The organism is Cecembia sp. (assembly GCF_007126775.1).
In the GTDB taxonomy this organism is placed as follows: domain Bacteria; phylum Bacteroidota; class Bacteroidia; order Cytophagales; family Cyclobacteriaceae; genus Cecembia.
The window spans coordinates 1-20,488 of the sequence record NZ_SLAP01000021.1 but is presented as its reverse complement, the minus strand read 5'-3'; the positions used below and the strand labels follow the sequence as shown (position 1 = coordinate 20,488).

Here is a 20,488-nt window from a genome sequence, read left to right as displayed (position 1 = left end):
ATATGCTAAATTAGGCCTCAAATATAATGAAATGGGCTGAATTTTAAGTCCAAATGCGAAAATAGTCAAAAACCCCACAGTTTCTGCAAGATGCACCTCAAAAATATCCGCTTACAACAATTTAAGAATTATAACAAAGCAGAGGTGCAATTTTCGGAAGAGATCAACTGTTTCGTAGGAATTAATGGCAGTGGAAAAACCAATCTTTTAGATGCAATACATTACTTATGCCTGACTAAAAGTGCCATCAATGGGATGGATAACCTCAACGTACAGCACCAAAGAGAATTTTTTACCATCTTCGGAGATTTTGATCTGGAAGGAAAGGAACTAGAAATCCGCTGTATTTTTGAAAGTGGGAAAAAGAAACAGTTGCTGCAAAGTGGCAAGGCAGTGGAGAAGATGAGCGACCATGTTGGACTGCTTCCCGTAGTAATGATTGCTCCTGATGATACGATGCTGATCAAAGATGGCAGTGAAGAAAGAAGGAGATTTTTTGACAATATGTTGTGTCAGCTCAGTAAATCTTACCTGGATAGTCTGGTCAGGTACCAGCATTTTCTCAAACAAAGAAATGCACTGATTAAACAATTTGCGGAAAAAGGGAGATGGGATAAAAATTTCATTGCAGTCTATGACAGGGAAATTATACAGCTGTCTATTGAGATTGCTTGGCAAAGGGCAAACTTTATCACAGAATATGAGCCATTGCTCAAGGCTTATTATGCAGAAATATCCGATAATCAGGAAGAAATTGGGATTACTTATGATACCCATTGCCTCTTTGAAAATTTCGAGAAGAATTTTCAAAGTGCAGCCCAGAAGGATTTTTTGCTCAAAAGGACCAATATGGGGGTGCACAAAGATGATTTTGTTTTTGAATTAGAAGGTTATCCACTTAAGAAGTTCGGATCCCAAGGCCAACAAAAATCTTTTGTTATAGCCCTTAAATTGGCACAATTCCAGATTTTTCTCAGCCATAAAAAGACCAAACCTATTTTACTATTGGATGATATTTTTGACAAGCTGGATGACAATCGTATTCAAAAATTAATGCAATTGGTAGCAGATCATCGCTTTGGGCAATTATTTATTACCGATGCCAGACCAGAACGTTCCAAAGAGATTTTGAGCAAGATTAATTCCGAATCCCGTTTTTTTCTGGTTAAAGAAGGAGTTTTGAAGTATATGGATCAATAACCGCCTCTTCTCTTTCTTATTTGAGCATCCAAAGAGTATTTTCCTGGCCCCATAAGAAATTGTACAAAAAAGATTAAAAGAAATAACAGGGCCTTTTCCTTAATGGAGAAAGGATCATCTGCATGGACAAGGAAGGTCACAACCGACATTGTAAATATTAAAGGAATCAAGGAAAGCCTTGTCATAAAACCAAGAGCCAATAATATTGCACAGAAAAATTCTGCAAAAATGGTGGCCTGAAGGGAAAGCGCTGGCCCAAGTCCAATAGGATCTCTAAAGGTAGTCAGTCTGGCGCTGAAGTCTGATATTTTTGCCCATCCATGGGTAATCATCATCAACGCTGACCCCACTCTTAGCAGCAATAAAGCCAGATCAGTTCCAAATGAAGATGAGGAGAAAAACAGCTTTTTCATGATTCGGTCTTTTTGGTGAATGCTTATGTTTTCAAAATTAATAAGAATTATACATCTAGATATTATATTCGTCCGTTAATTCATGTAATTCCTAAAAACAAAATCTTCCATGTATATGAGAAAATATTATTTCACCTTGCTACTATTTGTTATTTATCTACCGCTTTTTGCGCAAGGTCCATCAGCTTCTTATACGCAATACATGAATGCACTTCAAAAACTTATACAGGAAGATCTATACAGCAGGGTTTCTGAAGTAATTTACGATGTGGAAGAACTGCCTACAAAGGAAGTGTTTATTGATTTCTGTAAAGGAGTGGAAAAGGATTTCGATGAAATCCAGGCCAATTACGGAAGCCAGTTGACAGATGAAGAGAAAGAAAAAGGCACTCAGTTTACCCAGACCATGATGATTCAATTGGGAGAGCTTTACCTGGATAGGGCAGCGGATTTGGATACTGATGCAAGGACAGGATTTTTCAGAACCTTTCTTCTTGAAATGGGCTACGATCAAACGTTAAACTCACTCAATGAAGATAATTCGAGGGCTATTATCATGGGTATTCATGCTGCTTTAGAAATTCCATTTGGCATGCCCAATACAGAAGTTATGACTTATATTTATTCTGAAGAGGCGCCAATTTTAGAACTTTACCGGGCTGCTTATATCATGAATGAAATGGCCATGCTCAATGAAAGTTATGACGCCATCAATGCGATGACAGAAAGCTTCAAAACTGCTTATCCAGATTCCCGTTTTTACGAAAGCATGAAGGTTACCCTTATTTCCCTGGAAAAACTGAGGGAAGGTGCAGCAGTAGAGGATTTTTCTTTTCTTGATATGGAAGGCAATCCCAGATCGTTGTCTGAATTCAAGGATAAAATTATTTACCTTGATCTTTGGGCAAGCTGGTGCGGCCCTTGTATCAATACTTTCAAGACCAAAACCCCTTCTTTTGAGAAAAAATTAAGAGAAAAAGAGGATGTGGTTTTAATGTATATATCCATTGATGAAAATCAAGAGCCTTGGAAAAAATATTTGGAAAAAAACCCCATGCGGGGAGTGCATCTTTTTGCAGGAAAAGGTTTTGAAGCGGAAATCATGCGGTATTTTAAAGTCTGGGGCATTCCCAGGTATTTAATTATTGGCAAAGACAACAAGCTGATCAGTCCCAATGCCCCTAGGCCTGGAGATGAGGCTTATAATGTTTTGATGGAGGCATTAGGTTCTTAAAACGGATTGGATGATCATAAAATTGGGGGAGGAATTCCTCCCCCCTTTCCCATTGGATCAGCCCCAAAGTTTGTTGGGGTATTCCCCAATTTCATGCATGTTTTTTAATGATTCAATGACCACAGGTTTATCTTCTGTATAAGTTACCCCAAACCAGGTTTTACCACCTTCCAATATTTCAAATGCTCCTTTTCCGGATTTTATCAGGTTATTGGCTACAGTGGGTATGAAAAACTCTGATTTGAGATTCTCCCTGTTGGCTGGCAAAAACTCCTTCCACATCAGTTCTAAATCAGAAAAAACTGCATGATGGAAGCCCCAGAAATTCATAGAAACAGGTGTTCCTTCCTCAATTTCCAGTGATTCTCCTTCTCCTCTTGAGATAATTTTATCACCTTCCTTTGCGATAGAGGTTCGCTCAACCATCCCGATCAATTGGTTGGCCGCATTCATCGTACATACCCCCCGGCTGACGGTACCGTGTTTGGATAAAACATTTTCAATCGCATATCCTACCATGGCATGCAATTGCGGCTGTACACCATCACTTAAAAACTTGCCCAAAATTTCAAATGCTTCTTTTCCATAAAAATCATCTGCATTGATAACCGCAAAAGGCTCAGCAATGGCATCTTTTGCACAGAGCACGGCATGTGCTGTGCCATAGGGTTTTACCCTTTCTGGATTTCTAAATTCATCAGGTACAAAGCTGTTTATGGATTGAAGTACAAAATCAAGCTCAATTTTGTCCTTCAGTTTCGGTACCAGCAAGTCTTTGGCGACCTCCAGTATTTCCTCCCTTACAATAAGCACTACTTTGCCGAAACCTGCCCGAATAGCATCATAAATTGAATATTCCAAAATGGTCTCGCCATTAGGGCCAAACCCATCTATCTGTTTATTCCCGCCATACCTGCTGCCCATTCCAGCCGCAAGTACCAAAAGTGTTGGTTTATTTTTCATGTCTCAATTTTTCAAATCAACCCCAAAATTAGTTTTTTCCTACTTTCTGAAAAGCCATTGTCCATTTTATTTAATAAACTACCATGGATAGAGGGCTTGCTTGTTATTTAAACCAAAATCAATTATAAAAACATGATTTAAGAAGTAATAGGGTGTTTTAGCGTCTCTATTTTGTTTATAAAATGAAAATCAATTAAAATTCAGTTAAAAAATAAATCAAAAATTACTTTTTTGTAATAAATGTTTTAGATTAGCGGGTATTTCCTATTAAACCCTATGTAAAATTGTCTAAAATGAAAAAAATTGAAGCAATTATTAGAACATCCAAATTTGAAGAGATACATCAATGTATCGCTGGGCTAGGGGTGAAATTCTTCACCTTTTATGAGGTAAAAGGTATGGGAATGGAACATCCTAAGCCACAGACCTACCGAGGGGTGGCCTATGAGCCGGCCTATATTCCAAGGACGAAGATTGAAATCGTCACTGCTGATGAGCACGTGGATGAAATTATTCAATGTATTCTCAGTCAGGGAAGGACTGGTGAAGTTGGAGACGGGAAGATATTTGTCTATGAAGCCCTCAGTGCTTACCGTATCAGGAACAATGATACTGGAGAGATAGCACTATAAACCAAAGTATGTGCAATATCCCACAGAAATTTTTATCTGAGCGGGTATTGTTCCTTAAAACCTCAAACCAATCAAACCTATGAATCAAGAATTATTTACTATCAATAACCTTTGGGTGATGGTAGCCACTTTGTTGGTTTTCGTCATGCACCTTGGGTTTGCAAGTCTGGAAGCAGGCCTAACAAGGGCCAAGAATACCGTCAACATCCTTTTCAAAAACACCCTGATACCGGCAATAGGACTGCTCACCTATGCCTTTATTGGTTTTAACCTGATGTACCCAGGGGAAGCATTTGAAGGAGGTTTTATAGGATTAGGAGGTCTGGGCATATCTTTGCCTGAGGCCTGGAATACCAGCAGTTATAATGAAGGTTATACTTTTTACACAGATTTTATATTTCAGGCGATGTTTGCTGCTACCGCAGCTACAATTGTATCCGGTGCTGTTGCAGAGCGGATAAAACTTGGGCCATTCCTCTTTTTCTCTGTTCTATATGTGGGAATCTGTTACCCTATTGTTGGGATGTGGAAATGGGGCGGAGGGTTTTTGGATACCTTGGACACTCCTTTTTATGATTTTGCAGGTTCTACCATAGTACACTCAGTAGGAGGCTGGGGAGCCCTTGTGGGTGCCTTCCTCCTAGGACCAAGGATCGGGAAGTATACGGCATCAGGTATGCGGGCAATTCCGGGGCATAGCATTCCCCTGGCCACGATCGGGGTCTTCCTTCTTTGGTTTGGATGGTTCGGATTTAATGGAGGTTCAGTGCTTAGTGCAGACCCAGGAGAAGTATCTTTGGTATTTGTTACCACAGCAATTGCAGGGGCAGCAGGAGCTTTTGGGGCTTTGTTTACTGCTTACCTCAAATTTAAAACTTATGATATCACCATGGTGCTCAATGGAATTCTGGCAGGGTTGGTTGGGATTACTGCCGGAGCTGACTTAATGGGAATAGGAGAAGCAGCCATTATTGGATTTATCGGAGGTATATTGGTGGTTTTGGGAGTAGTGTTTTTTGATAAGATAAAGATAGATGATCCCGTTGGAGCAATTTCAGTTCATTTGATCGGTGGGATCTGGGGGACTTTGGCAGTGGGTTTTTTCGGAGATCTCGCAAGTTTTCAGCAAGTTATCTCTCAATTGATAGGCATAGGAGTAGTGGGCGCATTCTGTTTCCTTACCAGTTGGATCATGTTCTTTTCCCTGAAAAGGAGTATTGGTATCCGGGTAGATGAAAGAGAAGAAGTGGAAGGTTTGGATATCAATGAGCACAGCATGCAAGCTTATCCTGATTTTGCTTCCAAAGACTGATAATTAGCCTTAATTTTCTAAAAAAAGAGCATGCTGTTGTACATAGACAACATCATGCTCTTTTTTGATCCTTTTGTAATTTTAAAAAGCCTTCAAGCTGATATCCAGGCTTTTAACCTGATGCGTCAATGCCCCCACAGAAATAAAGTCAACACCACATTCGGCCACTTCTTTAAGGTTTTCTTCTGTAATTCCCCCGGAAGCTTCCAAAGGATATCTACCTGCTACCATTGCCACTGCTTTTCTCATGGTAGCATAGTCCATATTGTCCAGCATGATATAATCAATACCCCCTATTTCAAGTACTTGTGCTACCTCGGAAAGGCTTCGTGTTTCAACCTCTATTTTTAAGTTTAATCCATTTGCACTGAGATAGGATTTTGTTTGTGCAATAGCGGCATCAATACCACCAGCAAAGTCAATATGGTTGTCTTTGAGCATCACCATATCGTAGAGTGCAAAACGATGGTTAAGGCCTCCACCTATCCAAACAGCCCACTTTTCCATCAGCCTAAAATTAGGTGTGGTTTTTCTGGTATCCATTAACCTGGCATCGGTATGTTGGATGAGTTGGTTCAATTGATGCGCTTTTGTCGCAATACCACTCATTCGTTGCATACAGTTCAAGATCAGTCTTTCTGTTGTCAATATAGATGCAGCTGCTCCGGAGACTGTGAGTCCAATATCCCCTGGCTGGACTTCCTGACCATCTTCCAACAGCAGTTCCACTTCAAGTTCTGGATCATATTGATGGAAAATCATTTTTGCAAGCTCAAGGCCTGCAATGACTCCTTTTTCTTTAATGATCAGTTGCGCCTTTCCTTTTTTATTTTTTGGGATCGCTCCAAGGGTAGAATGGTCACCGTCCCCTACATCTTCCTGTAAGGCCTGTTGGATAAAAATTTGGATTTTCTCCGGACTGAGATAGTTGGGTTTTTTCACAGCATAAAATTAAGAAAAAAGCCTGACTTAACTCTTAACAATATCGAGGCTGTAGAATTTCACAGCTTCATTATCCTTTTTGCCACGGATAAATACCTTGAAGGAGATGTCTTCCGATTTATAAACACCGATATAGTAAACTATTTGTTCGGCATTTTTTCCTTCATGGAGCAACTGGAAATCTACCGGTGGGTATTTTTTAAAAAAGTCACGCATCACCAACTCAGCTTGATTCCTTGAATAATCGCCCTGATTTCCGTTGATGTTGATGTCCACTCCGTTTTCAAAAAAACGGGCAAGCTCCTTACTCGACCCAGACTGAAAAACATGTAAAATATCTTCCTTCACATTTTCTGATCTTAGAAAAGTAGACTTTGCTTCTGTCAATGAGAAGAGTATAAATAAAATTAGTCCTATGTAAAGGAATTTTTTCATCGCAGACCTACATAATCAAATATTAAGCCAAAAATAGGGGAGCAGTCTCAATGAGAAATTTTTTTTATAGTTTTGTATTTTTACAAATTAAACGAAAGGATTTTTGTTGACTAAACAAAGAATCCTCATTTTTACAATCAGTTTTAACATTGGGTGGTAAAACATCCTGAAAAATAATTCCATGAAGAAAAAAGTCTTATTGATGATTTTGGACGGATGGGGCTTGGCTACCAACCCAGAAGTTTCTGCTATTGATAAAGCCAAAACCCCATTTGTTGACAGTTTGTATGAAAAATTTCCGCATTCTAAACTGGATGCCTCCGGCTTGGCGGTTGGCCTTCCGGAAGGACAAATGGGAAATTCAGAGGTGGGGCATATGAATATTGGGGCTGGTAGGGTTGTTTATCAGGATTTGGTAAAAATCAATAAAGCTATTGTGGAGGGAGAACTGAATACGCATCCCGTTTTAAAAAATGCATTTGATTATGCCAAATCAAACGGGAAAAAGGTCCACTTTATAGGATTGGTTTCAGATGGTGGAGTTCACGCCCATATCAATCACCTTAAAGGGCTTTGCGATGCAGCCAAGGCAAATGGATTGGAAGAAGCTTTTATCCATGCTTTTACAGATGGGAGGGATACGGATCCAAAGAGCGGCCTTCACTTTCTGAATGAACTGAGGGAACACCTGCAACATTCCGTTGGAAAAATTGCCTCTGTGGTAGGAAGGTATTATGCCATGGACAGAGACAAAAGGTGGGAGCGGGTTAAACTTGCTTATGATGCCCTGGTATTGGGAGAGGGTGAACAATCCAAAGACATCATTGCTTCGGTTTTAAAATCTTATTCCAATGGGGTGACAGATGAATTCATTCGTCCCATTATTCAGGCAAACAATCAAAATAAGCCCCTTGCCCTGATTACAGAAGGGGATGTCGTGATCAATTTTAACTTCAGAACAGATCGTGGGAGAGAAATTACCCAGGTGCTCACACAGCAGGATTTTGAAGATTTTAAAATGAAAAAACTTAAATTGCATTACATCACTTTTACAAATTATGACGAGACTTTTAAAGATGTAAAGGTCCTATTTGAAAAAGACAACCTCAGCAATACACTGGGACAGGTGCTTGCAGCAAATGGGAAAAAGCAGATAAGAATAGCAGAAACAGAGAAGTATCCCCATGTAACTTTCTTTTTTTCGGGAGGAAGAGAAAAAGAGTTTGAAGGAGAAACCAGGATTTTATGCTCCTCTCCAAAAGTGGCAACTTATGACCTGAAACCGGAAATGAGTGCTTTTGAAATTTCGAATAAGATCCGTGCTGAACTCAAAAAGAAGGAAGTTGACTTCGTTTGCCTTAACTTTGCCAATGCAGATATGGTAGGACATACAGGGGTGTTTGAGGCAGCTGTGAAAGCCTGCGAAGCTGTTGATACCTGTGCCAATGAAGTGGTCACACAAGCGCTTGCCAGTGGATATACTACAATAGTGATTGCTGACCATGGCAACAGTGATGTGATGATCAATGAAGACGGAAGTCCCAATACCGCGCATTCCACCAATTTGGTGCCATGTATTATGGTGGACGATCAGGATAGACTTGATGTCAAAGATGGAAAATTGGGAGACCTTGCGCCTACCATACTCAAACTGATGGGACTGGAAATACCAAAAGAAATGACTGGAGAGATTCTTTTGAAATGATAGCTTCAATGGCCGGGTTTCTTAATTCCGTCTATATTCTTCACTTAATTTAAGATTAATCTACAATTTCATATGAAAGTCAAATTTTCTATTAACATGCTATTAGTGCTCTTATTTAGCTGGAGTTGTACAGGCAATAATGGAGCAGGTGGCAATGCCGAGACAGACTTTTTTCCGCTAAAAGAATTCATGGAAGTTCAAGCTGAAAAAATAACCGGCATGACCTTGTTCAAAGAAGTCAAGGTCAATGGTGAAAAAGAGAGCAATACATTTGTTCCTGAATATGAAGGATGGCTGAAAGAGCTTGAATTTTTCATCCAAGCGGATATCAATAGACCAGCTTTGGCCCAAGCTTATGAAACGCAAAGAAGCGAGCGCTTCCTGATCCATGAACTCAAGGAGGGTGAAAAAGGGAAGATCAAAAAAATTATTGTAGAGTATTTGAAAGGAGAGGTTAAGCAAATCAGCTTTCAATCCAAAACTGAAAACCCCTTTTATACTTCTCAGACAAGGGGAGTTGTGGGAATTCATGGGGTTACGAAACTCATCGATAATTTTGCAATAGAAACCGTTCAGGAAGTTATATTTTCCAAACCCAATAAAATCGTTATTTCAGCTCATTTAAGGAATTGAATTCATAAAAAAGCCTTTTGAAATTTATTTCAAAAGGCTTTTTTATGTTTTTAATACGTCAGCTTAAATGATATCAAAACCCAGATAAGGGATTAAAACTTCAGGCATTCTGATGCCTTCTTCTGTTTGGTTGTTTTCCAAGAGGGCTGCAATAATCCGAGGCAAAGCCAGGGCACTACCATTAAGTGTGTGTGCCAATTGGGTTCGTTTATCATCTCCTTTGTATCTCAATTTCAGTCTGTTGGCCTGGTAAGATTCAAAATTGCTCACCGAACTGACCTCCAGCCACCTTTCCTGAGCGGCTGAATAAACTTCCATATCATAGGTCAAGGAGGAGGTAAATCCCATGTCACCGCCACAAAGCTTCAATACACGGTAAGGCAATTCCAGTTTTTGGAGAAGGCCTTGAACGTATTCACTCATTTCCTCCAAGGCCTCATAAGAATGGTCGGGATGCACAATCTGTACGATTTCTACCTTGTCAAATTGATGCAAACGGTTCAATCCACGAACATGGGCCCCCCAGCTTCCAGCCTCCCTTCGAAAACAAGGGGTATAGCCCACATTTTTGATGGGAAACTCTATTTCATTGAGGATCACATCCCTGTACATATTGGTGATGGGTACTTCGGCGGTGGGAATCAAATAGAGTTTATCCGCTGTAGCCTCATACATTTGACCTTCCTTGTCGGGAAGCTGTCCTGTACCATATCCAGAATCTTCATTGACCAAAATGGGAGGCTGAACTTCATTGTACCCAGCCTTGATGGCCTCATCCAAAAAGAAATTGATCAGCCCACGCTGTAATCTTGCTCCACGGCCTTTGTAAACAGGGAATCCGGCTCCTGTAATTTTGGTGCCCAATTCAAAATCTATGATATCGTAATTCTTGATCAGGTCCCAGTGTGGGAGTTTATCTTCTGGAAGCTCCGGGATTTCACCATACTCCAATACCACTTCATTGTCATCTGCTGATTTGCCTTTGACAACCGAATAATGGGGAACATTTGGAATGGTATAGAGCAGTTGGCGAAGGTCCTCTTCATATGTATTGTAAGATTCTTCTAAGCTCTTGATTCGATCTTTGATAGCTGCCGTTTTTGTTTTTATGTTTTCTGCTTCAGCTTTTTTGCCATCTCGCATCAACATTCCGATCTGTTTGGACAGGCTGTTTGATTCAGCTTGCAGATTGTCTCTTTCCAATTGGGTTTCCTTTCTGCTTTTTTCTATTTCCAAAACCTGATGAAGCACTGCTTCCGCATGGGTGAAATTACGCTTTTGAAGGCCTTCAAGCACAACTTCAAAATTATCTCTTATACTATTGACAAGTAACATATTCCTTTTCTAAATCAATTGATTCGAACAAAGATAAGCATGTTGCTGAAAACTGCACTTTTCCTGACAGCAAATTACTCAGTCCAGATAATACACTCTTTTTACCCTGCTACTGATATTGGTCAGCAGCTCATATGGGATGGTGCCGATTCTTTCGGCAAGTACTTTTAGGGATATCCCTGGTCCATAAATAATCACTTCATCTCCCTCCTTGACTCCCATACCCGTCACGTCAATCATGGTCATATCCATGCAAACATTTCCGATAACATTTGCTCTTTTACCATTTATAAGTACAAATCCATTTCCATTACTGAACCGTCTGTCATAGCCATCGGCATAACCCAAAGCAATCGTGGCAATTTCACCATCTTGACCCATCACTCCCTTTCTGCTGTAGCCAATGGTATCCCCTTTTTTTAAACGCTTTACTTGGGATATGGTGGTTTTTAGTGTACTAATGGAGCGCAATTGCTGGTCATAAAGTCCTGTCACTTCTACGCCGTATAGGCCAATGCCTAAGCGGACCATATCCATCTGGTATGCCGAATAAGCTGTAATGCCGGCGGAATTGAGGGCATGTCTGATCGGCTTGTAACTCAATTTGGAGATGATGGCATCACACATCCCTATGAAAGATTGTAGTTGTTGCCTGGTAAAGGCTTCATATTCGGGTTCGTCTGCTGCGGCTAAGTGGGTATAAAGACTGGCTATCTCCAATTGTGGATTTTCTAGGATAAGGGACATTAATTCATCCAAATCCTTTTCTTCGAAACCCAGCCGGTGCATCCCTGTATCCAAATCAAGGTGAATCTTCATTCCGCTGCCCTGCATTTTGCAAAACATAGCGAGTTCTCTAAAAAAAACAGGACTGTAGACCACAGGCTCTAATTCATGCTGTTGAAGAAGGGTAAAGGATTCTTGAACAGGATTCAATACCATGATAGGTAGTTTGATTCCTTCTTCTCTCAGGGCTACACCTTCATCTGTATAAGCTACTGCCAGGTAATCCGCTTTCAGCTGTTGTAAGTGGTTGGCAATTTCTTCTGCCCCTCCTCCATAAGCAAAGGCCTTTACCATTACCATTACTTTTGTTTTGGGATTTAACCTGCTTTTGTAAAAGTTATAATTATGGGTAAGGGCGTTGAGGTTGATCTCCAAGGTAGTTCCATGTATCCTCTGTTGAAGGCGGTTTATAATATACTCAAAACCAAATTTTCTCGCACCTGTCACTAAAATCAAATCATTGTCGAAAAATTCAGGATGAAGGGTTTCCAATAGCTGATCCGTATCGGAGAAAAACATCATTGGAATTTCCAATTGGCCCTGTAAGGTTTGGATGTCATGCCCTACCCCAATAAGCTGGTCAATGCCGTAAAACGAGAGTAATTGTTTCATTTCTGCATATACCTGCGTGGTATTGCCCACCTGAAGCAAATCGGAAATGATCAGTATTTTTCTTTTTTTTGGCCTTTGGGCACTCATGAAATCCAAGGCAAGACGTAATCCGGCCAAGTCATTATTATAGGTATCATCTATGATCAGGCTTTGATTTGCCCCTGGTTTTAAAGTGAGGCGCATATCCACTGCCCTCAGGTGATTCAAACCTTCCTGAATGTTTTTCACCTCCATATCCAAAGTCAGTGCGGCAACAATGACATGTCGGATGTTCTCAAGAGAGGCTTCGTCCGTAAATGGTACAAAAAAAGTAAAGAGGGATAAATCAGGACGCATCAGCAGGATTTTAGACTTTTCGCCTTCTTTTTTGATGGTAAGACTGTAATCTCCACCAAGTCCATCTGACCAAATAATTAATTTTTTCTTTGGGAATTTTTTTTCCAAGTATTGGCTGATCAGGCGATGCTCTTTTCTGAAAATAATATAATCACATCCTATGAAAAGCTTGGCCTTTTCTTCCAGTTTCTGCTGTTGGGACTCAAAACCCTCCTCATGTGCTGTTCCTATATTGGTAAAAATCCCCAAATTCGGATGGAGCATTTTCTCCAAGGCTTCCATTTCATGTGGTTTGGATATCCCCGCTTCCATCACTGCCACCTGATGAACATTGTCTATTCCAAAAATGGATAGTGGTACTCCCACCTGAGAATTATAGCTTTTTGGACTTTTGGCCACCGAAAATTTTTGGGATAATACCTGCCCTAGCCATTCTTTGACAATGGTTTTGCCATTGCTTCCTGTAATCCCTATCAATGGCCCCTTGAATAGCTTTCTTTGGTAGGCACCCAATTTTTGCAAAGCTTGCAGCGGCTCCTTTACTTTGAGAAAACAGGCAAAGCTGAGAAGGGAAGGATCAGGTTTGTATTCATTTATCACTAAATATACCCGAACACCCTTCTCGAAAACCTCTTCAACAAAATCATGTCCATCGAATTTGGCCCCATTCAGGGCAACAAATAGACTTTGATCAGGTTGGAGGATATTGCGGGAATCAATGGCTACCTGCGCAATCAGGAAACCCTCTGAAAATCCTTCTGCCTTTGCCTGAAGCAGGTTGACCAATTGCTCAATACTGAGGCTTTGCATCATGGTTTAAAAATAAGAAATAGCTGTCATTAATTTTTCTTTTTGAAAAATACCTGCTTAATCCACCTCGGCAGGAATATGGCGCCAAGCAACAAATACGGATAATATGACAATAACCTCCATAATATGCTGGTGACAAAAGTGTAGCCATGCAGGAACTGTGTGAAAAACTGCGTGAAGAAAAATTCAGCGGTCCCACTACTTCCCGGTGTCGGGGAAATCATCATAACGATCCACATGATTACCTGTCTGGCAAATATGATCACGTGTTCGTAAAGATCCAATGCTTGGTAAGATCCAATAAGTGCATTTAGCATGAGATACCTTGAACTCCAGATAAAGATGGTGGCCAGAATAATCGGCACCCAATATTTATAGTTTTTACCTACCAATTCGCGGGAAGCTTCAATGATCTGATTACCATATTCGTTGGCCGAATGTTTCCATTTCCTGAGCCATTTGATAGAATAAATTTTAAGCAGGACCCATTTGAATACCCTTGGACGGAAAAATAGGGCTGCCGCCATCACCATGGAATAAAAAGCATAAAGCCCATAACTGGTCCAGAAGAGCACTTCTAGGCTTCTACCTAATCTCATTTCCATCACCCGGCTTTCAGGGAAAATATTTCCTTGGGCCAGGAATAAAATAATCGGTGCCCCGATAACAAAGAAAAGGTTGTCCAAAATCGCAGTGACCATTACATAAGCGATGGCTTTGCCCAGCTTGATTCCCTCTTTGTTCAAAATGAAAACAGCTACTGCCGTACCACCTACAATCGAAGGAGTGACCGCCGAGGCAAATTCCCATAGAATGATGACATAAAGTGCCCTTGTCCATGTAAGATGCCTGTCCGTGATCTCTCTGATTCTGTAAATGTAGCCCACATCTCTGCAAAGAATGACAAAGATTGCCAAAACTATCCCCCAAGCCGAGGCATCAAAAATACCTCTCAAAGTTTTTGCGTCTACACTGGGGTCAAGGTAAAACATCAAGAAAACAATACCCAGCCCAATCAATATGGGAACCCATACCTTATTGGGGTTAAGGGTGGCAAAAATCTTCTTGTTATCTAATTTCATATACTAGCTTGTTGGCACTGGGGCTATCTTTTCTACCCAAAAATTGTTGAATCCATCACCAATTGTTATGGTAACCATGGATAATTGTAGAAGTTCCAAAATTGCCAAGAATGTATAGATTATAAAAATTTTATCTGGCTTGTAACGGATGAAGTCAGAAAAGGGCACCTTATCCTTAAAGGTTATTTTTTGCAGGATAAAATCCTTTTGTTGTTCGATGGTATAAGGGTACTGTACGACTGTATGCTTGGTTTCGTCTGTTCTTGCTGCATATTTGGCCATTACTTTTTGGTAAACCTTTAGCATTTTATAAAGGTCTAAATCCTGTATTTCTGCTTCTACCCCGTCTACCTTGGAAAGTTCTTTGAGTTCAGAAGTAATATTCCCCCGCTTTTCTTTAGAAAAATGGACCGCTTCCATATCCGCCAGTTCAGAAATTACCGATTTGTATTTTTTATATTCCAAAAGGTGCCTGATCAACTCCTCTCTAGGGTCGATTTCCTCTCCATTTTCATCAAATTCAGGCCTTGGCAACAGCATTTTGGATTTGATTTTCATCAATGTCGCAGCGAAAAGAATAAATTCACTGGCGATTTCAATCTCCATTTTTTCCAATTGATGGATATAATCCAAAAAATCCTGTGTAATTTTAGAGATAGGAATATCATAAATATCCAGCTCGTCTCTCTCTATAAAAAAGAGCATCAGGTCGAAAGGGCCCTCAAACAAAGGCAATTTGATCTCAAAACTCACTGGATAGTATTTATTTTATGTTAATTTTGTGTCAGAATTAAACCCAAAGATATTTAAATTAAGGTAATTAACGTATTGCATACTAAAAAGACTTTCCAAAAGCATCGTTTTTGCATAAGTTGGATTTTTAAAAAACATTAGGCATAATTGATAGTTAATTACTTTTATAAAGAAACTTATCGCAAATGGTAATCAAACCCGGTAAATTACTCGAACAGATCGATTCTCCATCCGATCTCAAAAAATTCTCCAAAGACCAACTGGTTCAGATATGTGATGAATTGCGCCAGTTTATTGTAGACAATGTTTCTGTTTACGGTGGCCATTTTGGGGCCAGTCTGGGAGTGGTCGAACTTACCGTTGCCCTACATTATATCCTCAATACACCGGAAGATCAACTGGTATGGGACGTAGGGCATCAGGCTTATGGGCATAAAATATTGACAGGGAGAAAAGATAAGTTTCATACCAATCGCATTTATGGAGGACTTTCAGGTTTTCCGAAAAGGAAAGAAAGCGAATACGATACATTTGGTGTCGGACATTCCAGTACTTCTATTTCCGCTGCTTTGGGCATGGCTATGGCATCCAAATATAAAGGCGATAAGCGCAAGCAGCATGTAGCAGTGATCGGTGACGGATCTATGACAGGAGGTTTGGCTTTTGAAGCCATGAATCATGCCGGCGTATCTGATACCAATCTGCTGATTATACTCAATGACAATTGCATGTCCATTGATCCCAATGTAGGGGCTTTGAAAGATTATTTAACAGATATTACCACTTCGCATACTTATAACAAGGTCAAAGATGAGGTTTGGAATCTTTTGGGTAAGTTCAGCAAATTTGGAACTTCGGCCCAGGATATAGTCTCAAAAGTGGAAGGAGCCATCAAATCTGCTGTTCTCAAACAAAGCAATCTTTTTGAATCCTTGAATTTAAGGTACTTTGGACCTGTAGATGGCCATGATGTCAATCATCTGGTGGAAATACTGGCAGATATGAGGGATATTCCAGGCCCAAAAATCCTTCACTGTGTTACGGTAAAAGGGAAGGGATATGCTCCAGCAGAAAATGGCAATAAAACTACTTGGCATGCACCGGGTTTGTTTGATAAGGTGACAGGTGAGATCTATAAAAAGGCACCAAGTGCACCGCAGGCCCCGAAATACCAGGATGTATTTGGTCATACCATCGTGGAACTGGCCAAAGATAACGATAAAATTATGGGCATTACTCCTGCTATGCCCTCGGGTTCATCACTCAATATCATGATGAAAGAAATGCCGGATAGGGCATTTGATGTGGGCATTGCAGAACAACATGCGGTGACTTTCTCAGCGGGATTGGCCACCCAAGGGATGGTTCCTTTCTGTAACATTTACAGCTCATTTATGCAAAGGGCCTATGATCAGGTGATCCATGATGTGGCTTTGCAAAATCTTCAGGTTATATTCTGTTTGGATAGGGCTGGTTTTGCAGGGGCTGATGGTCCTACGCACCATGGTGCCTATGACCTTGCTTATTTCCGATGCATTCCCAATATGGTGGTTTCTGCGCCCATGAATGAAGAGGAACTCAGAAACCTGATGTTTACTGCGACACAGTATCAAGGTCCTTTTTCCATTCGCTATCCAAGAGGACAGGGTGTTATGCCTGAGTGGAGAACACCCATGCGTAAAATACCTATTGGTCAGGGAAGAATTGTAAAGGAAGGGGAAGAAGTGGCTATTTTGACAATTGGGCATATAGGAAACTATGCAGTATCAGCCTGTGGACAATTGGCTAAAGAGGGTTTAAATCCTGCCCATTATGATATGCGTTTTGTAAAGCCTTTGGATGAGGAGTTGTTGCATGAAGTATTCGGTAAATTCAAAAAAGTGATTACAGTAGAAGATGGGTCTTTGATGGGAGGTTTCGGTTCCGCCATACTGGAATGGATGGTAGACCAGGGTTATACCGCCCAAGTGAAGAGACTGGGTATTCCGGATGAAATTTTTGAACATGGAGAGCAGATTGAACTTCACAGGGATGCTGGTTTTGATCCAGAAGGGATTGCTATCGCAGTAAGGGAAATGGCTGAAGTGAAAGTAATAAAGTAGCTTGCCGAAAGGCTCAAAATCAATAATAAAAAAAGCCCTGATGGATATGATCATCCATCAGGGCTTTTTTTTGCTTTTGTATATTCCGATTTCAGCACGCCCTAGTTACCACGCCGCGTTTCACTTACACGGAGTCGATCGGGATGTTAACCCATGGCTCACCTGCCACTAGCCGGCCTTGCAATCCCCTCTTTTGCTGCTTGGGCTACCCGGGGGGTTCGTTACTCAGGACAATATCCGCTAGTCAAGGATGCTTCGTAAACCTGGAACGACGGCAACCACAAGTCCATTTTCTCCGGCTTCCAAGTAGTCGAGCGTATCTGCAATTTCTCGATTCTGATACTCATTAGCCCCAGAATGCATCCTAGTCAATGCGAGTTCTGAGATCATGGATAGGTTTTCGGTCAATCCTTTTATATCTGCCATCCGTTCATTTGTTTCAAAGTAGGGTGCAAGCTTAACGTTCGAACCTGCCCATTTCTCCAGATAAGCAATAATTTCCTGTTTGTCTTCCTCATTGGGGTTATCCTTGTAGCGCTCTACCATTTTGTTAAACCGGCGTGCCACCACGCTTTCGGGCAACGCGGCATCAGCCAATGTATTAAGGGGTAAATCCGGAAGATACACCTCTTCCATTGTCATGATTGGTACCAGTCGATTGTAAAATTTTGCTTCTTCCATAACGTTCACAACTTCTTTAAGATCCTGATATGCTTTTCCACCAATTTCACGCAGTAATTCCTCACCATGGGATACATGGCTTAGCCCCATTTCCTCCAGCCTGGCTGAGAAGTGTGCCAATCTTCGGTACATATCGTCAACATCCGTGGTGAGCGACGCTGGCGACCACAACTTTTCAGCGATTGCAGCTGTGCGGGGCCATATCCGCGAATCAATGGTTTTCATTGAAACCACTTCCGACCACATGGCCGCTTCCGCACCTAAAATCCTGCTCTCCTCTTCCGATGTCAGGGGTTTAATGACCTCTATTTTTGGCATGACCGATCCTGGAATTCCGCTTCCCCCCGAAACCTTGCCTCGGGAGGGAAATTTCAGAAGACCAAATGATAAATTCCCGCTAATCGAATCTCCGATCATATCACCTTGGTAATTAAGTGTACCAATACCACCTGCATCAAAGGAAAAACGGATGCGTTCTTTTTCGATAGTGCCTGCCTTAAAGGCATTTCTTTGATCCGACATCGCGAAATACCCGAATACATTTGCCGGATCACGGTCAAAAATGACAAGTTGGCTTTGCATTGTATTCCCGGGTAGTTCCATCGTCAAGTCGTACATTGTCCACTTTCCTGAATCCGGTTCGATATCCACTGCTCCAGGCAGGATAAGCGGGTCCACTTCGTAGTGTTTGGCCGCATGTAACTTATGATCAAGATAGAGGCCTGCCGAAAGAATGGCATTGCTGCCTTGCTGGACACCCTGAAAAAGTGTTTTTTGATTTTTCCACGATTGAATGAGAATATCGTTGGAAAGCTCAGGCTGTAAAATCTCTTCCCAACCCATCATTTTCTTTCCTAATTCCCGAAGTATTTCTGCCATTCTGGCATTGAAATATGCCTGCAATCCATGCGCATCCACAATGTTCTTCTCAGCCTTAAAAGCATCAAATTCCTCTCCTTCCCATGCACTTGGGTTTACTTCATCACCGCCAATATGAAAATACGCATCCGGAAACAGCCCAGCCATTTCTGTAAATAGATTTTCTATAAACACATAGGTTTCCTCTCTGATAGGATTGAGAGGCGTAGTAAAAATAGCATCCCCTGCTTTTCGTCCAAAAGAAAACGAGCCCGCTATCGAGGCAAGCTCCGGGTAGGCAATCAACCAACTTTCGGTATGGCCCGGCACATCGAATTCGGGTACCACCCGGATACCACGATCAGAAGCGTACGAAATAATCTCACGAACATCATCTTGTGTGTAGTAATACCCATTACTGCCCTCTTCGTGTAATTTAGGATATACCTTCGATTCTACGCGGAATCCCTGGTCATCAGTAAGGTGCAGGTGAAGCACGTTCATTTTAGCAGCAGCCATGGCATCAAGATTTCGCAAAATCACCGGTTTTGGCATCCAGTGTCTGCTTACATCAATCATGATTCCCCGCCAAGGAAATCGCGGCGAGTCCACTAGTTCAAGGGATGGTATTGAGGTTCCCTCAATCAACTGGAGGATTGATTCCATTCCCATCAATACACCAAATTCAGAATTAGCCAGTAACTCAATACCCCTCGGACCTACATTCAATCTGTAAGATTCGTCCTCTCCCAACTTTGGGTAGGTACTCGATTGGCTTGCGCAGGCGATCGAAAGTCCGCTGGTTCCGGAAAAGTTTATTCCCGTGGATTTCGACAATCTGGTTTTAAAACGCTCGGCTGCCCGCTCCAAGCGATCTGTGGATTGATCTGTGAATTGAATGCCAAAGTCTTTCGTAACTTCAAATGCTCCACTTTTCAACCGTAGCTCAGCAGGCAAAGGCATTATTTTCAACATCGCCCTATCTCGGTCAGAAATCAGCGGAGGCACATAAAGAACAAATCGATAATACAGGTAACCACCTATTCCAAGAAGCAATATCACTCCGAACAACCCAATTAAGATTTTCTTTAGCATTTGTTTTGTTTTAAACCTCTAAAATTTCCATCAATTCTTGTCATTATTTTTGGATGACCACAAATTAAGTGGTAATTTTTAGTTATCTCTAATTTGCATTTTGACAGATTCCCGACATCGTCTATTCTAAGTTTCGTTTTTTCAATTCAATTTTAAGAGCTTCGTATTTCTTTGGTTTTTTCAAGAATGTATAAATTAAATATAATGGAATTAAGGAGAGAAAACCCCAAGAGTTAGCAACTACACTATAAATTATTATTCCAACCAATAACCCAATAAAAAATGCATCTATTATGGGCGAAGGTTTACTATTCTTTAATACTTCGAGCAGCTCCTTATCAGATAATTGAGATAGTTCATTCTGGTTCATTTGTTTTACTTTTCGTTTGTTTTAGTATTTAAGCCTGAATTACTTTTATAGAATGTATTCATTTGGCTTTTTCTTTAATTATTTTATTATCAATGTTTTTTGTCATGACAAGTTTTACAAATAGAGACGAGCCATTTGATAGGTTCTTTTCCAATGTTTCGCTTTGCATATCTTTTGTGATGAACCTGCGTCGCAGGGG

Annotated in this window: 17 protein-coding genes; 7 read left to right on the top strand and 10 right to left on the bottom strand. The window is 40.9% G+C overall.

Going from position 1 to position 20,488, the window contains the following annotated elements; genetic code table 11:
* The first annotated feature begins 90 nt into the window (after positions 1–90).
* Positions 91–1,200: a DNA replication/repair protein RecF gene (locus QZT73_RS01505; RefSeq protein ID WP_291784258.1), complete on the top strand. Its 1,110-nt coding sequence runs from the start codon at positions 91–93 to the stop codon at positions 1,198–1,200.
* Here QZT73_RS01505 and QZT73_RS01500 read toward each other — a convergent pair.
* On the bottom strand, positions 1,194–1,613 hold the full coding sequence (locus QZT73_RS01500; RefSeq protein ID WP_291784256.1) for a DoxX family protein: 420 nt from the start codon (positions 1,611–1,613) through the stop codon (positions 1,194–1,196). The two genes, QZT73_RS01505 and QZT73_RS01500, sit on opposite strands and share 7 nt — an antisense overlap.
* A 115-nt stretch (positions 1,614–1,728) precedes the next feature.
* Here QZT73_RS01500 and QZT73_RS01495 point away from each other — a divergent pair, with 115 nt between their 5' ends.
* Positions 1,729–2,847: a TlpA disulfide reductase family protein gene (locus tag QZT73_RS01495; RefSeq protein ID WP_291784254.1), complete on the top strand. Its 1,119-nt coding sequence runs from the start codon at positions 1,729–1,731 to the stop codon at positions 2,845–2,847.
* Positions 2,848–2,904: 57 nt separating this feature from the next.
* Here the strand turns inward: QZT73_RS01495 and QZT73_RS01490 are convergent, their stop codons facing one another.
* The gene (locus QZT73_RS01490) at positions 2,905–3,810 is read right to left on the bottom strand and encodes an NTP transferase domain-containing protein (protein ID WP_291784251.1); all 906 of its coding nucleotides are present in this window, start codon (positions 3,808–3,810) and stop codon (positions 2,905–2,907) included.
* A gap of 293 nt (positions 3,811–4,103) precedes the next feature.
* Here QZT73_RS01490 and QZT73_RS01485 point away from each other — a divergent pair, with 293 nt between their 5' ends.
* Entirely contained in the window at positions 4,104–4,442 is a 339-nt protein-coding gene (locus QZT73_RS01485; protein ID WP_291784249.1) for a P-II family nitrogen regulator, read from the top strand.
* A gap of 79 nt (positions 4,443–4,521) precedes the next feature.
* On the top strand, positions 4,522–5,754 hold the full coding sequence (gene amt, locus QZT73_RS01480; RefSeq protein ID WP_291784247.1) for an ammonium transporter: 1,233 nt from the start codon (positions 4,522–4,524) through the stop codon (positions 5,752–5,754).
* A gap of 81 nt (positions 5,755–5,835) precedes the next feature.
* Here amt and nadC read toward each other — a convergent pair whose 3' ends face one another.
* On the bottom strand, positions 5,836–6,696 hold the full coding sequence (gene nadC / locus QZT73_RS01475; protein ID WP_291784245.1) for a carboxylating nicotinate-nucleotide diphosphorylase: 861 nt from the start codon (positions 6,694–6,696) through the stop codon (positions 5,836–5,838).
* A 27-nt stretch (positions 6,697–6,723) separates the two neighbouring features.
* The gene (locus QZT73_RS01470; RefSeq protein WP_291784243.1) at positions 6,724–7,131 is read right to left on the bottom strand and encodes a DUF4783 domain-containing protein; all 408 of its coding nucleotides are present in this window, start codon (positions 7,129–7,131) and stop codon (positions 6,724–6,726) included.
* 181 nt (positions 7,132–7,312) lie between these two features.
* Here QZT73_RS01470 and gpmI point away from each other — a divergent pair, with 181 nt between their 5' ends.
* Both gpmI and QZT73_RS01460 read left to right on the top strand, forming a co-directional pair.
* Entirely contained in the window at positions 7,313–8,836 is a 1,524-nt protein-coding gene (gpmI, locus tag QZT73_RS01465; protein WP_291784241.1) for a 2,3-bisphosphoglycerate-independent phosphoglycerate mutase, read from the top strand.
* 96 nt (positions 8,837–8,932) lie between these two features.
* Positions 8,933–9,469, top strand: coding sequence for a hypothetical protein (locus tag QZT73_RS01460; protein WP_291786243.1), 537 nt, complete (start codon positions 8,933–8,935; stop codon positions 9,467–9,469).
* 63 nt (positions 9,470–9,532) lie between these two features.
* Here the strand turns inward: QZT73_RS01460 and serS are convergent, their stop codons facing one another.
* The 4 genes from serS to QZT73_RS01440 all read right to left on the bottom strand — a co-directional run bounded on the left by serS (position 9,533) and on the right by QZT73_RS01440 (position 15,183).
* Complete coding sequence (gene serS, locus QZT73_RS01455; RefSeq protein ID WP_291784238.1) at positions 9,533–10,804, bottom strand: serine--tRNA ligase; 1,272 nt, start codon at positions 10,802–10,804, stop codon at positions 9,533–9,535.
* A 78-nt stretch (positions 10,805–10,882) separates the two neighbouring features.
* The gene (locus tag QZT73_RS01450; RefSeq protein ID WP_291786242.1) at positions 10,883–13,351 is read right to left on the bottom strand and encodes a bifunctional UDP-N-acetylmuramoyl-tripeptide:D-alanyl-D-alanine ligase/alanine racemase; all 2,469 of its coding nucleotides are present in this window, start codon (positions 13,349–13,351) and stop codon (positions 10,883–10,885) included.
* A gap of 26 nt (positions 13,352–13,377) precedes the next feature.
* Positions 13,378–14,430 (bottom strand): lysylphosphatidylglycerol synthase transmembrane domain-containing protein, encoded by a 1,053-nt coding sequence (locus QZT73_RS01445; RefSeq protein ID WP_291786240.1) that lies wholly within the window; start codon positions 14,428–14,430, stop codon positions 13,378–13,380.
* Positions 14,431–14,433: 3 nt separating this feature from the next.
* Positions 14,434–15,183 (bottom strand): segregation/condensation protein A, encoded by a 750-nt coding sequence (locus tag QZT73_RS01440; protein WP_291784232.1) that lies wholly within the window; start codon positions 15,181–15,183, stop codon positions 14,434–14,436.
* A gap of 185 nt (positions 15,184–15,368) precedes the next feature.
* On the opposite strand from QZT73_RS01440, the gene dxs reads away from it, so the two are divergent.
* Positions 15,369–17,285 carry a 1-deoxy-D-xylulose-5-phosphate synthase gene (dxs, locus tag QZT73_RS01435; protein WP_291784231.1) on the top strand — a complete coding sequence of 639 codons (1,917 nt, stop codon included), beginning with the start codon at positions 15,369–15,371 and terminating at the stop codon, positions 17,283–17,285.
* 240 nt (positions 17,286–17,525) lie between these two features.
* Here the strand turns inward: dxs and QZT73_RS01430 are convergent, their stop codons facing one another.
* Both QZT73_RS01430 and QZT73_RS17015 read right to left on the bottom strand, forming a co-directional pair.
* Positions 17,526–19,886, bottom strand: coding sequence for a family 20 glycosylhydrolase (locus QZT73_RS01430; RefSeq protein ID WP_291786278.1), 2,361 nt, complete (start codon positions 19,884–19,886; stop codon positions 17,526–17,528).
* A gap of 492 nt (positions 19,887–20,378) precedes the next feature.
* On the bottom strand, positions 20,379–20,488 hold a 110-nt coding region (locus QZT73_RS17015), incomplete at its 5' end, for an HNH endonuclease (protein WP_363331080.1).